The organism is Pantoea sp. RSPAM1 (assembly GCF_038816185.1).
Classification (GTDB): domain Bacteria; phylum Pseudomonadota; class Gammaproteobacteria; order Enterobacterales; family Enterobacteriaceae; genus Pantoea; species Pantoea ananatis.
The window spans coordinates 2132307-2145882 of record NZ_CP046137.1; the positions used below are offsets into that span (position 1 = coordinate 2132307).

General features: G+C 47.4%; 13 protein-coding genes. 5 read left to right on the forward strand and 8 right to left on the reverse strand.

The genetic code is table 11. The features are described 5' to 3' along the window. Positions 1-27: 27 nt before the first annotated feature. Positions 28-531 carry a thiol peroxidase gene (tpx, locus tag GKC68_RS10490; RefSeq protein ID WP_028724220.1) on the reverse strand — a complete coding sequence of 168 codons (504 nt, stop codon included), beginning with the start codon at positions 529-531 and terminating at the stop codon, positions 28-30. A gap of 150 nt (positions 532-681) precedes the next feature. Here tpx and ycjG point away from each other — a divergent pair, with 150 nt between their 5' ends. Continuing rightward, positions 682-1665: an L-Ala-D/L-Glu epimerase gene (ycjG, locus tag GKC68_RS10495; protein WP_264215211.1), complete on the forward strand. Its 984-nt coding sequence runs from the start codon at positions 682-684 to the stop codon at positions 1663-1665. Here the strand turns inward: ycjG and mpaA are convergent. Then, positions 1616-2347, reverse strand: coding sequence for a murein tripeptide amidase MpaA (mpaA, locus tag GKC68_RS10500; RefSeq protein ID WP_047715248.1), 732 nt, complete (start codon positions 2345-2347; stop codon positions 1616-1618). The genes ycjG and mpaA overlap by 50 nt on opposite strands. Before the next feature lie 152 nt (positions 2348-2499). On the opposite strand from mpaA, the gene GKC68_RS10505 reads away from it, so the two are divergent. Both GKC68_RS10505 and zntB read left to right on the forward strand, forming a co-directional pair. Then, positions 2500-4119, forward strand: coding sequence for a peptide ABC transporter substrate-binding protein (locus tag GKC68_RS10505; protein ID WP_342656807.1), 1620 nt, complete (start codon positions 2500-2502; stop codon positions 4117-4119). Positions 4120-4235: 116 nt separating this feature from the next. Beyond that, entirely contained in the window at positions 4236-5219 is a 984-nt protein-coding gene (gene zntB, locus GKC68_RS10510; protein WP_028724224.1) for a zinc transporter ZntB, read from the forward strand. A gap of 472 nt (positions 5220-5691) precedes the next feature. Here zntB and ttcA read toward each other — a convergent pair whose 3' ends face one another. Beyond that, positions 5692-6627 carry a tRNA 2-thiocytidine(32) synthetase TtcA gene (ttcA, locus tag GKC68_RS10515; RefSeq protein WP_342656808.1) on the reverse strand — a complete coding sequence of 312 codons (936 nt, stop codon included), beginning with the start codon at positions 6625-6627 and terminating at the stop codon, positions 5692-5694. A gap of 521 nt (positions 6628-7148) precedes the next feature. Between ttcA and GKC68_RS10520 the strand changes: the two genes are divergently transcribed. Together GKC68_RS10520 and GKC68_RS10525 are read left to right on the forward strand one after the other, a co-directional pair. Beyond that, positions 7149-9305, forward strand: a complete 2157-nt coding sequence (locus GKC68_RS10520) for an ATP-binding protein (RefSeq protein WP_342656809.1) — start codon at positions 7149-7151, stop codon at positions 9303-9305. Beyond that, complete coding sequence (locus GKC68_RS10525) at positions 9298-10365, forward strand: DNA cytosine methyltransferase (RefSeq protein WP_342656810.1); 1068 nt, start codon at positions 9298-9300, stop codon at positions 10363-10365. The genes GKC68_RS10520 and GKC68_RS10525 overlap by 8 nt, the downstream gene beginning before the upstream one ends. Before the next feature lie 43 nt (positions 10366-10408). On the opposite strand, the gene GKC68_RS10530 is transcribed toward GKC68_RS10525, so the two are convergent. The 5 genes from GKC68_RS10530 to GKC68_RS10550 form a co-directional block, all read right to left on the reverse strand. Then, positions 10409-11659, reverse strand: coding sequence for a site-specific integrase (locus tag GKC68_RS10530; RefSeq protein WP_342656811.1), 1251 nt, complete (start codon positions 11657-11659; stop codon positions 10409-10411). A gap of 2 nt (positions 11660-11661) precedes the next feature. Then, positions 11662-11877, reverse strand: coding sequence for an excisionase family protein (gene xisR, locus GKC68_RS10535; protein ID WP_342656812.1), 216 nt, complete (start codon positions 11875-11877; stop codon positions 11662-11664). 218 nt (positions 11878-12095) lie between these two features. Then, positions 12096-12920 (reverse strand): chromosome partitioning protein ParB, encoded by an 825-nt coding sequence (locus tag GKC68_RS10540; RefSeq protein ID WP_342656813.1) that lies wholly within the window; start codon positions 12918-12920, stop codon positions 12096-12098. Then, positions 12913-13359 carry a zinc-finger-containing protein gene (locus GKC68_RS10545; RefSeq protein ID WP_342656814.1) on the reverse strand — a complete coding sequence of 149 codons (447 nt, stop codon included), beginning with the start codon at positions 13357-13359 and terminating at the stop codon, positions 12913-12915. Before GKC68_RS10545 ends, GKC68_RS10540 begins: the two co-directional genes overlap by 8 nt. Continuing rightward, on the reverse strand, positions 13304-13570 hold the full coding sequence (locus tag GKC68_RS10550; protein ID WP_342656815.1) for a hypothetical protein: 267 nt from the start codon (positions 13568-13570) through the stop codon (positions 13304-13306). The genes GKC68_RS10545 and GKC68_RS10550 overlap by 56 nt, the downstream gene beginning before the upstream one ends. Positions 13571-13576 lie beyond the last annotated feature (6 nt).

Here is a 13576-nt window from a genome sequence, read left to right on the forward strand (position 1 = left end):
ATAAGTCTGGCTTATCCGCTGTAGCCATTATTTCAGCGCAGCGAGTGCGGCATCATAATCGGGTTCAGTGGTGATCTCGTTCACCAACTGGCTGTAAAGCACTTTGTCATGCTCATCCAGTACGATAACGGCACGGGCCGTCAACCCCTGAAGGGCGCCATCAGCAATTTCCACGCCAAAATCTTTTTTGAATTCCCCGCCGCGCAGCGTTGACAGCGTAACCACGTTGTTGAGGTTGTCTGCGCCACAAAAACGCGATTGAGCAAAGGGCAGGTCGGCGGAAATACATAACACTACCGTGTTATTCAGTTCGCCCGCTAACTGGTTAAACTTACGCACCGAAGAGGCGCACACGCCGGTATCGACGCTGGGAAAAATATTCAGAATCTTGCGTTTTCCTGCATACTCAGAGAGTGAAACGTTAGACAGGTTTTTCGCCACGAGGGTAAAAGCGCTAACGCTATCGCCCGGCTGCGGGAACTGACCTGCAACCGCTACAGGGTTGCCCTGAAAGTGAACAGTCTGAGACATAAGAGTTCCTTCTAATGATGTTATCTGACAGATAAGAAAGCGTCAGTACAGGTATAGCCATTGTTTATGACATAAATTTTAAGGGTTTACGAGAGCATTTGTTGCCTAAAGTTAAATGGCGGTGATGAATCCCAGTGAAAAGGAGAGGTAATGAGAACGGTAAAATGTTATCCCGAAGCATGGCCGCTGCATACGCCGTTTGTCATTGCTCGTGGCAGTCGCACCGAAGCCAAGGTTGTTGTCGTCGAAATCGAAGAAGCGGGCGTGAAAGGGATCGGCGAGGCCACGCCTTATACGCGCTACGGCGAAAGCGAAGCCCTGGTGCTGGAACAAATTGCGACTGTTATGCCTCAGCTGCAGCAAGGGCTGTCGCGTGAAGCCTTGCAGAGCCTGTTGCCTGCCGGTGCGGCAAGAAACGCCATCGACAGTGCGCTCTGGGACCTTGCCGCTCGCCAGCAGCATGTGACGCTGGAGCAGCTAGTGGGCGCGGAACCGACCCAGTCTGTTGTGACTGCACACACGGTGAGCATCGATACGCCGGAAGCGATGGCCAGCAGCGCGCAGGCGTTGTGGCAACATGGCGCAACCCTGCTCAAAATCAAAATGGACAATAACTTTATTACCGAGCGCCTGATGGCGATTCGCGCTGCTGTTCCCGACGCGACATTACTTGTGGATGCGAATGAATCCTGGCATGCCGAAGGACTGGCAGCCCGTTGCCAGCTGTTAGCCGATCTGGACGTGGCCATGCTGGAACAGCCGTTACCGGCAGGAGAAGACGCGGCGCTGGCGAACTTTATCCATCCTCTTCCGATCTGCGCCGATGAAAGCTGCCACACGCGGGAAAGCCTGCCAGCCCTCCGTGGACGCTATGAGATGGTGAATATCAAGCTTGATAAAGCGGGCGGACTCACTGAAGCGCTTGCCCTGGCACATGCTGCGCTGCAGCAGGGCTTTACGCTGATGTCCGGCTGTATGATCTGTACCTCAAGAGCGATTCGCGCGGCGCTGCCGCTGGTGCCGCTGGTGCGTTTTGCCGATCTCGATGGCGCAACGTGGCTGGCCGTGGATGTTGAACCGGCGCTCAAGGTACATGAGGGTGCGTTAATGACGGCTGCCAGCGTAGCAGAGTAAGCATCGTCTCCAGATACGTTTCTGTGGCTTCGTCCACCGAGATAGCCGGCATTTCGGCAGTGACGCAGGGCAGACTCAGGTCGTGGCACCAACTGCCAAAGGAGCCCGGCGTAGCATAGCCCACGCTGCTCACTCGCGGTAATTGGGTCTGCGCCGCCAGCCAGGCGCCAACGTCTGTCTGTTCGGGGTCATCAATGCAGGCCAGAGGCTCGTGCCACGAGACAACCCAGGCCGGTTTAAGCTGATGAATAAGCGCACATAGCGCCTGGGTTTCCGGCTCCGATGCAGGATGTGTCCCCGTTGACAGCTTAACGTCCCGCGCGTCTGCCGCGCTGTTCCAGCGGTAGACCGTTTCGCCCGACTGCCAGTTAGCGGCCGGAAAGTTTCGGTTCAGATCCACGCCATTCGCATTGGCACGCAGGCCCAGCTGACAGCCGTCGGGGTTCATCGCCAACACAACATGATGCCGACGCTGTGCCGCCGGCAAGGTCCGCAGCGCAGCGGAAAGGGCGGCTATCGCCGCGTTTTCATCACCGTGCGTGCCGGCCAGAATCAGGCCACTGTCGCCGTCCGCCTGCACGGCGGGAAACCAGAGTAGCGGGGCGCCCAGAACAGAGCGGCCATACTGCTGCCAGGAAATAGCCAGTTTGCCGCGCAGCGGTCGCGGATGAATGGATGACATAGTGACGTTCTCCTGAGTTTATTTAAAAGTAGCGGAAAAGCCGGTCGGGGAAAATAGCTATTTATCAATCAGCAATTTGCGATAAAGTGGCCGTTAACAGGCTGAGTCAGTAATGCGCTGATCCAGCGCGTCTTTATTGCAAAGGGGTGATAATGGTAATCCGCTTTTCATTAACGCTAACGGCCCTGAGCCTGCTTAACGCGTTTATGCCCGCGTTGGCCGCCGAGGTTCCTGCCGGTGCACAGCTCGCCGCGAAACAAGAGGTTGTCCGCCATATCAAAGATGAACCCGCTTCCCTCGATCCGGCTAAAGCCGTGGGCCTGCCTGAAATCCAGGTGATGCGCGATTTGTATGAAGGGCTGACCAGTCAGGATGCCCACGGCAAGATTGTGCCCGGTGTCGCGCAGAGCTGGAGCAGCAGTGACAATAAGGTCTGGATACTTACTTTACGTAATAATGCCCGTTGGTCTGATGGCAAACCGGTGACCGCGCAGGATTTTGTGTACAGCTGGCAGCGCATTGTCGATCCCAAAACCTCATCGCCCCAGGCCTCCTTTATCGCACTGAGCGGCATGAGCAACGCGGGCGCGATTACCAAAGGCGAAATGACACCGGATAAGCTGGGCGTCACCGCCCTGGACAAGAATCGCCTGAAGATTACGCTGAGCCGTCCGGTTCCCTGGTTTCCTGCGATGCTTTCCAACGTCGCATTTTACCCCGTGCCGCAAAGCGTGGTGGAAAAAGAGGGGGCTCAGTGGACGCAGCCGGGCAAGCTGGTCGGCAACGGCGCATACCAACTTGATAACCGCGTGGTAAACGAAAAAATCGTGCTGGTGCGTAATCCTTACTACTGGGACAATGCCCACTCGGTTTTAACCAAAGTGACCTTTCTGCCCATCAATGAAGAGTCCAGCGCCACCAAGCGTTACCGTGCCGGTGATGTGGATATCACCGAATCCTTCCCTAAAAACATGTACGCGTTGTTAAAGAAAACACTGCCGGGGCAGGTGTATACGCCCGATCAGCTCGGTACCTACTATTACGCGTTTAATACCCAGAAAGGGCCAACAGCAGACGTGCGCGTGCGCAAGGCGCTGTCGTGGAGTATCGATCGCGCTGTTATCGCTGAAAAAGTCCTGGGCACAGGGGAAAAACCGGCATGGCATTTCACCCCTGACGTCACGGCCGGGTTCACACCGCTGCCCGCCCTACAGCAGCAGCACAATCAAAAAGAGATGGATGCGCAGGCCAGAGCCCTGTTGGCAGCCGCAGGTTACAGCCCCGCTAAGCCGTTGAAGCTGACGTTGCTGTACAACACGTCTGAAAGCCATCAGAAAATCGCGATTGCGGTGGCGTCGATGTGGAAGAAAAATCTTGGCGTAGAGGTGAAGCTGGAAAATCAGGAGTGGAAAACGTATATAGACAGCCGAAACAGTGGCAACTTTGATGTTATCCGCGCCTCATGGGTAGGGGATTACAACGAACCCTCGACGTTCCTGAATCTCCTTACATCAGGCAACAGCAGCAACATTCCGCGCTTCAGTAATGCCGAATACGATGCCGTCCTTGCCAAGGCAAGTATGGAAACCAGCGATAAGGCGCGCAATGCGGATTATAACCGGGCAGAGCAGATTATCGCTGACCAGGTCCCCATCGCGCCCCTTTATCAGTACACCAATGGACGGCTCATTAAGCCGTGGGTCAAAGGTTACCCGATTACAAACCCCGAAGACGTTGCCTACAGCCGGGAATTGTGGATTGAGAAACACTAAGTCACAGCGGCCTGGTAGCGGCCGTCTTTTGACATCTTTGTACACAGGCTCAGGATTGCAACTCAACAGCGCCACGCTAGACTGTATCGTATTGATTTTGATAGCGGGGTAACGGTGTGGACGGTGTAAAAGGAAAAGCGCTTCAGGTGACAGATGCCATTATTTCCTGCCAGTTGGATGGCAAGGGTGGCATGATCCCCATTGATGAAACGCAGGTGCTGCACGACGAGCATCCCTGCTGGTTGCATCTTAATTATACCCATCCCCGCAGCGCCGAATGGCTGCAGTCTACGCCTCAAATTCCGGATGCGGTGCGCGATGCGCTGGCTGGTGAAAGCATGCGTCCCCGCGTTTCCCGGCTGGGAGACGGTTTTATGATTGTCCTGCGCAGCGTCAACCATAACAGCGATGCACGACCTGACCAGCTGGTGGCAATGCGGGTGTTCATTAACGATCAGCTCATTGTCTCCACCCGCCGACGCAAAGTGTTTGCCGTGGATGAAGTGCTGACCGATCTCGAAAACGGCAACGGTCCGGTAAACTGTGGCAGCTGGCTGGTTGACGTCTGCGATGCCTTAACCGGGCACACCAGCGAATTTATCGAAGACCTGCACGATAAAATCATTGAGCTGGAAGATGCCTTGCTTGATCAACGTATTCCGCCGCGGGGTGAACTGGGTCTGCTACGCAAACAGCTGATCGTGATGCGCCGTTATATGGCCCCGCAGCGCGATGTCTTCTCGCGCCTGGCGAGTGAAAAATTGCCGTGGATGGACGATAGTGAGCGCCGCCGTATGCAGGAAATTGCTGACAGACTGGGCCGCGGCCTGGACGATCTGGACGCGGGCGTGGCCAGAACCGCCGTGCTGGCAGACGAAGTCGCCTCGGTCATGGCGGAATCCATGAACCGCCGAACCTACACCATGTCGCTTATGGCTATGATCTTTCTGCCAGCGACCTTTTTGACAGGCCTGTTTGGCGTCAATCTGGGCGGGATCCCCGGTGGCGGATGGCGCTATGGCTTCAGCGTCTTTTGTCTTTTACTCGTGGTACTGGCGTTAGGCGTGGCTGGCTATCTGCGCAAGCGACGCTGGCTGTAAGGCATGGGAGAGGTGCAGGGCGTCGGTCAGGAAAATGCCATTAACAGGACTAAAGCTGATCGACATCAATATCTGCCAGACGCAAACCGCGCAAAATCTCTCTCGCAGGTGAATGCAACGTCAAGCGATGGGCGTTGCGCTCCATATTGTCTTACTTCCTTTTTTGAATTATTGCATAGCATATTTAATTCGAAATACGCCGGCTAACCAGTCGGCTTTTTTTTGCCCGCTGGCTGAGATGTCAATTCTTTCCTAAGCTTAAAATCCATTCGCATAAGAGGAGAACGGCATGATGGCGATTCACAACAGCGAGCCCATTCCAACGGATCCGCCCCCCATTCCGCAGCCGCAGCCCGATCCGCCACCGGAACCGGAGTTTCCGCCGGTAATGGATCCGCCCCCTCACCGCAACGTATAAAAAAAGGGCACGCGCGTTGACGCGTGCCCTTTACTTTCAATAAACAGATAAGCGTTACTTAATTTCCAGCACGTTAAGACGTTCGCTGAGGTCAGGCGTTTCTTCTTCCTCGGCGCGCCAGCCAACCGGTGTGACCGGCAGCGTTTCGCGATCAAAGGCCAGATCGCCGCCATCGACCACGGCATCACCGTGTTGAATACCTTTAAAATCAAAGAGATTGATATCTGCCATGTGAGAGGGCACAACGTTTTGCATGGCGCTGAACATGGTTTCAATACGGCCAGGATAACGTTTATCCCAGTCACGCAACATGTCTGCGACGACCTGGCGTTGCAGATTCGGCTGAGAACCACACAGGTTGCACGGGATAATCGGAAACTGACGGGCTTCTGAGAAACGAATAATATCTTTCTCGCGGCAGTAAGCCAGAGGGCGGATCACGATATGTTTACCATCGTCACTCATCAGCTTGGGCGGCATGCCTTTCATTTTGCCGCCGTAAAACATATTCAAAAACAACGTTTGCAGAATATCATCACGATGGTGGCCAAGGGCGATTTTCGTACAGCCCAGCTCCGTAGCAGTGCGATACAAAATTCCCCGACGCAGACGTGAGCACAGAGAGCAGGTCGTTTTACCCTCGGGAATTTTATCTTTAACGATTGAGTAGGTGTCTTCTTCAACGATCTTGTACTCAACACCCTGGGCATCAAGATAGTCAGGCAGAATGTGTCCCGGGAATCCCGGCTGTTTCTGATCAAGATTCACCGCCACCAGGCTGAATGAGACCGGCGCGCTTTTTTGCAGGCTACGCAGGATTTCCAGCATGGTATAGCTGTCTTTACCGCCTGACAGGCAAACCATAATGCGGTCGCCTTCCTCAATCATATTAAAATCGGCGATAGCCTCGCCAACGTTACGGCGTAAACGCTTCTGAAGCTTGTTGAGGTTGTACTGTTCTTTCTTGTCAACCGTTTGATTATCTTGCATTTTTAAAAATCTCTAAAACCAAAAGGGGCATATAAGGGGCAAAAAAGTTTGACTACCAGTTTACCATTGAGCTTATCAACCTGCTCGCCAATCATCTCTTCGATCCCGGTGGCGCAGACCTCATCGATCATCAGCGAGTTTTGCGCCCCAACTGATTATCAATCGATCAACAAAATGGGAAGGTGCGCCATCTGATATCAACCTGCATGCAAAAGAATGCCGCACATGGTACGAAATACGGCGACGAATTCCAAATATCAGTAAAATCACGTAACTTTAATCAAAAAATTTACAGATTTTGGACAACTAAAAGCCTATGGCTGAAATGTAAAAGAACCGTGATGCCATCTGCTTAGTGAAGATTATCTTAAGTATAGCTTGCATTTTATTGGAAACGTTAGAGACACTCTCCGTATTCTTTTTATCTAACTTATTGTTTTTTATGGACATAAAAGTCTTGCTCAATGCACTTAGCTCGAAGATAATGTCCTTGAAAATAACCATTTTATTAAGGATTAAAAATGCAAGATCTACAAGGAAGTGACCTTCGCTTAGAGTTTAGCCATAACATAATTGAGCACCTAGGTTTAAAGCTTTATCAAAATAAACCGACTAATGTTATAGCGGAATTAATTTCAAATTCTTGGGATGCAGATGCTGATAATGCTTGGCTTAATGTGTCCGAATTAGAAGAGACAGGTGAGCATTGTTCTATCAGTGTAATAGATGATGGTTATGGAATGGATCCTGCTTCGATAAAAGAAAAGTATCTGGTTATTGGTTTAAAGAAAAGAACAGCTCATAATCCTGCAGAAAAGAGTCTAAATAAAAATCGGTCTTTAATGGGCCGAAAAGGAATTGGTAAATTAGCGCCTTTCGGAATTGCCGGTAAGCTTACAGTAATGACTGTTTATAAAAACAATACTGAATCTAAGATATCAGTATTCACTCTTGATATCGACAAAATGCTCGAGAGTGATAATGCTAAAGCTGGTGCAATTAACCAATACCCACCTGATGTTATTTATTTTGATCATCCATTAAATGATATTGTTCCAGGTTCACTGTCAAAATTTGGTTTTGAGGATTTCTGCAATAAAATACAGAGTACTGGTTCAGGTACTTGTATTTACATGAGCGATCTAAAATTAAAGAAAAATATTTCAGTTGAAAGGTTGGCTCAATCAATTGGACGTAGGTTCACCGTTACAATTGCAAAGCAAGGGTTCAATGTTTTTATTAATGATAATTTAATAGAAGCTAAACATTCACTTCCAAACTTTGATTTAAGATATCCTAGCGAAGGCTATGATGTTGACAAGATCTTAATCAAAGGTGTTGAGAGAGAAGTAAGATGTTGGGTGGGGTTTGTAGAAAAAGCAGATTGGCCACAAGATGAAGCCGGTGTGGGGGTATATGCTCATGGAAAAATCGCGCAAGATAGACCTTTCTTTTTCGGTGTTAAAGGTAAAGAGATTTACACTCGTTATATGTATGGTGTAATCGAAGCTGATTGGCTTGACGAACTGAAAGATGACGTTATATCCACAGACAGGACCTCTATCAATTGGGAGGATGACGAAACCGCTCCTTTATTCCAGCATTGTCATCAAAAAGTAAAGTTCTGGGTAGAGAAATTTAGACGTGACCATTCTCCTGGTGGTGTTGAGAAACTTAAGAAAGTAATGGAAGATAATTCCGACTTGCCGCGAGTAACTAAGGCTGAACAGACAGCGATAGTAGAGCTTGTGCACAAGCTCGGTCCAACTGTACATCAAAATAAAGAAGTCCAATTAGAGGTCATTAAGGCTATGACATCTTCTTGGACCCATAAACCTATGCAGGTATTAGTTAAAAAACTTTGGGACGCATTTGATATTAGTGAAAGTAATACTGATGCTTTTACTAATAGCCTAAAATGCCTCAATGAACATCTAGTTCCAGAGTCATTATCAATGTCTGTAATACAGGCACAAAGGATCTATGCCTTAAGCAAGCTATATAGCTTAAAAAACAATGGTAATGAAAATCAACTTCAAGCTCTTCTTGAAACATTCCCATGGATTTTAGGTACAGAAATGGAGAACTTACGTGCTAACCAATCATTGAAGGCTAATGCTGCAGAGGCTGCCAGAATGGGATTCATCCCGGTGCATGGAGCACTGAAAGATGAGATGGCAAAGGATCCAAATGCTGCCTTAAGACCAGATTTTGTATTTTTTTCTAATGAAAGTGAGAAAGAAATTGTTGTTGTAGAATTAAAAAACCCTCAAATACCACTTGAAATAAAGCATCGTAGCCAATTAACTGCTTACTTAGACTGGTTTGAATCACAATATAATTGCACTAAGCTTAGCGGTATTTTAATTGGGCAAGATGCGCAAAAACTTAATTCTAATGCATCAAATTTAGTAATAAAAAGCTGGGAAGATGTATATATTGAATCGCGAAGAGAACATTTAGAGCTTTTGGCGGCAATGTTACATGGCGTTAGTGATCACTATGATGATGCGCGAGTGTCTCAGGTCTTAGCTATGGGGGGCGAACATACTAGAGAACTACTTATGAAAATAACAAATGCACATTCTCCTCTTAAGGATTTATTTAGTAAGACTGATGCAAAATTATTGAAAAAGATCACTAAAATTCCAAAGTTAGATATTAAAACCGATGATTAATAAAAGAAAATTTACAGCCATTGATCTATTTGCAGGTGGAGGAGGCTTGTCTGAAGGTTTGCGTCAGGCGGGCTATGATGTTATGTCGGCAGTTGAAATAGACTACAATGCGGTCTCAACTTATGAAGCAAATCATCCAGAAACGAAAGTAATTTCCACTGACATACGTCTTTTACCTTCTTCAGCCTTAGAAGATACCTTAGATGGCCGAAAATTGGACTTATTAGCTGCATGTCCTCCATGTCAAGGTTTCTCAACTTTGACGAGAGGAAATAAACGTGAAGATCCTAGAAATCAACTGATTTCAGAAGTTTCCAGATTAATCAGAGATTTGCGCCCTAATGCTATTATGATAGAGAATGTCCCTGGGCTTATGACGCGAGGAGAAAATTATCTTACTGAATTTCTCAATTGCTTAACTGAGCTGGGCTATATATATAACTTTTCAGTTTTACAGGTGGCTGATTATGGAGTTCCTCAGTTACGTAAGCGTTTTGTTTTATTAGCTGGGCATGGATATGAAATAAAGATTCCTTCCAAGTCTCATAGCTCATTAGGTGATGAAAAAACATTGCCATGGAAAACTGTCGCCGATGCAATTAAGGATTTGCCTAAGCCATGCGCGTTAAATGAATTAAGGTCTCTCAGTCATGCTAGCGACCACAATTGGCACGTTACGCGTGTTGTAAGCAATATAACAAAAGAGCGTTTGCGTTTTATTAAACCTGGTGGTTCACGCTTTGATCTGCCCGACGAATTAAGGCCAAATTGTCACAAAGGTAATAATCAAGGCTATAGCAATGTTTATGGGCGTATGGATTGGAATAAGCCTTCACCAACTATCACTGGTGGGTGCACAACTCTTAGCAAAGGACGTTTTGGCCATCCTGAAGAATTGAGAACGATTTCAGTAAGGGAAGCCGCTTTACTGCAAACATTCCCATTGGATTATAAATTTTCTGCGACCAGTATCGATGATATTTGTAAAATAATAGGAAATGCCTTGCCATGTCTTTTTGCAAAAAAAATGGCAGAAGCATGTAAAAAACATTTAAATTGAAAGGTATTTCATAAATTACTTTTAGGGCGGCAACATGCCGCTCTTAATATTCGCCGATAAAAATTAACTTGCGATTCAGCATATCGATTTGCTCGCCGTTCATTTCTTCAATCCACGTTGCATAAATCTCATAAACCATCTGCGCGTTTTCATGTCCCATCTGATTCGCTATAAACGAGGGGTTCGCACCAGCCGATAATAACCAGCAGGCAAAAGTATGCCTCGTATGGTATGGATTACGGCGGCGAATGCCAGCACGTTTTACTGCTGCGTTCCATAGTTGCCCGATGCTGCCCACGCTGTAGTAAGGTTTTTGTTCGCCTTTTCGTATTCTAGGCATGAAAACGAAGTGGAGGCGCTGGGTCTCTGTTTTACCATACTCGCGATGATGGAAAACTATTTTACTCTTTGGCTGGAGGGCTGTTAATTCACGCTGGGATTTAAGTGCTTCAAGTGCTGGCTTCAACAGTTTAATTTTTCTGATCCCCGCATCGGTTTTCGGCGGCCCGAAGATGCCGAGAATGGTTAAGTTTCGACATACACTCACGGTACCTGCGTCCATGTCGATATCTTCCCAAGCCAGAGCGGCTAATTCGCCGTGGCGCAGGCCAGAATAAACGGCAAATTTCCACAAATTCTGGCTCTGCCCTGTTTCGCTCTCCATCAGTTGTACGAACTCAGTCGTTGATATCGGATCTGGTTTTGTTCTGCATTTTTGCATTTTTTTTACCCCATCAAAGGGCCTATGTTTTATAAAGCCAGAGTGATGCGCAAAGCGGAGCAGGGAGCACAACAGCGAAATATAATTATCAACCGTTCTAACAGTACGCCCAATTTTGTTTCCTCTAGCAGCGTTCCGGTAGTACGTCTCACCATTCAGCAGTTCGTTGCGGTAGTTCAGGATGTCGCTGTGTCGAATTGTGGATATCGGCGTGTTTTCGTTGATTACATATTTCAGTGTTTCGATCTGAGAGCTTGTTTTCCGTAGGGTATTTGCGGTCAGCTCGGTCTCTTTGACTTTTAGCCATAGTTCGCACAGTTCGCCCAGCGTGTGAGCTGATAACGTAGTTACCATTTTTACAGCTTTCCGGGACGCTGGAAATCTGGTCTGGTATTCGAACTCGCCCATGTTAATTTCACTGAGTATTAATGCTCGCAGGTTTCCCGCCTTTTTTATATTTGACGGAGTAACAGTCCAGCCTTTCAATATTTCCCGACATCTTTTCCTCCGGTACATAAACCAGATACAAATGCTTTTTCCTCTGATTTCAACGCCCGTTGGTAGTGCTGCCATGGTTATGAATCCTGAATAAATTTATTAATCTTTGGATAGTTGTACCAGGTTGTTCCTCTTCTACTTCCAAGATTTCCCTTCGAAGAAACACGTTTGAAATGAACACCTTCAATCCAACATTCCTGTCTGTAATTTTCAATCTGCCTTTTACGCAGTCCGGTTAAGGCGGTCAAACCTTGTTCAACGACCCATTCCACATTCAATTGAATCTGCGACATATAAACTCCTGACAGGCCAACAGACTACTGTCGACCTGATCCCAAAACTGATTTTCAAGACTCACTTCGGCTGCTTTCTTGCTGCCACGCTTTATCCATAAATTCCTCGCTGAATTCCATTTCTGGAGCCTGTACAAACACGATATATGCTTCTTCCTGACAGTTTGTGCAGTAACCACTCCGAATCCTGCAACCGCAGTCCTGGCAATATTTATCCTTCATGCGGCTCTCCGGCGTTCTGCCTCGATCAACAGTTGTTCTTTGATGATCTCATTTACTTCATCTAAAACCGCTCCTGATAGTGCAATAATACCGTCAGCATCTATTCCTGCCAGGGCGATTAACTCAACGAGGCGACGGGCTTTTTTCATACTGATTTGTGGCGCTATAACGCTTCGAGTAACTTTCTTTTTACCTGAAGAGGCGGCTTTCGCTTTGTCCTTCTCAAGAATTTCCGCCGCACGACTACCGAATTCCTCTATTCGACTTACTGCCACGTCTACGGAAACCTCATTGTTTTTCACTTTCAGCTGTACGGCATGATCTGCCTGACTCAAAGCAAGCAGTTTTTCTACGGTTGGAATAGACAACCCCACATATGCTGCAATTTCAGAGTTCGTAAGGTTGAAAGCAGCCATACGCTTTAGATTCATTGCTTTTTCAAGAGGCGTTAATGCCAACTGATTGTTGGACTTCATCACATGCGCCTGAGCTTCGATGTCACTTCCTTTGAACTGAACGATGCTGATCCAGTCTACGGGTAAACCCGCGTCACGACATCGTTGATAACAGCGGTAACGTCTGTGTCCCTCTACTATCCAGACGCCACCGCTATCAAGGGCTTTAACTTCCAATGCGGGTACTGCACCGCCAGCCATTAAATGCTGAAACAAACTTTCGTCAGCTGCTTGGCACTCGGGAGAGCCATAATCGCGAGAATTGAATCCTTCAATTACATGGATATCGTCCAGACGAATAAGCATTCTTCCATCCGGTCGTTTAATCACACCTTCTTTAGCCATTTGCTTAAATGAATTAGCCATTACTGTTCCTCATTAATTTTTCGCAAATTCTTTTTGCTGATTCGCACTGTTCAACATCGAACCAACCAAAGTGGCAGGCTGAAACGTTTATATTCAATTCTCTAGCGAGCCAGTGATAAGCTTCCGTTCTGCTCATCAGTCCAGAACGCCATATTTTTTCGAAAGGTTTTTTACAACGTTTACGGGCCTGTCGCGTATCAAAATCAGCAAGTGTACCCAATGGCACATCAGTAAATGGATGCATCCCTACATATGCTCCACAATCAATGCATAAATAAACGTAAGGCCAGTCGCTGTAGTCTCTTCCATATACCTCTTGATGCGTAGCAATTCGGACCTCCGCATTGCAAAAACGACAATTGACTGGTATAGGCAACGGATTTTTAACTCTGCCTACTGCTTTGCGGCTTGGGTTTAGAGGAGTTTTTGTTTTTTGCATGTGTTTTAGCCTTGTTTGCATAAGTTTTTTTTATTCTTACCTTCTTGGGTTGGGGGGTTAATTCTAATAATCCGTGATGCCTTCTGTATCCAGCTTGCATATTGAAAATAATAACTTCTGTATAATCTTTTCGATCATCTGGTTTAATTGGTGTGGGGAAAACCAGATTGCCTTTACTTAATGCGTAATATGTTTCATCGTCATTTTTCATAACGTT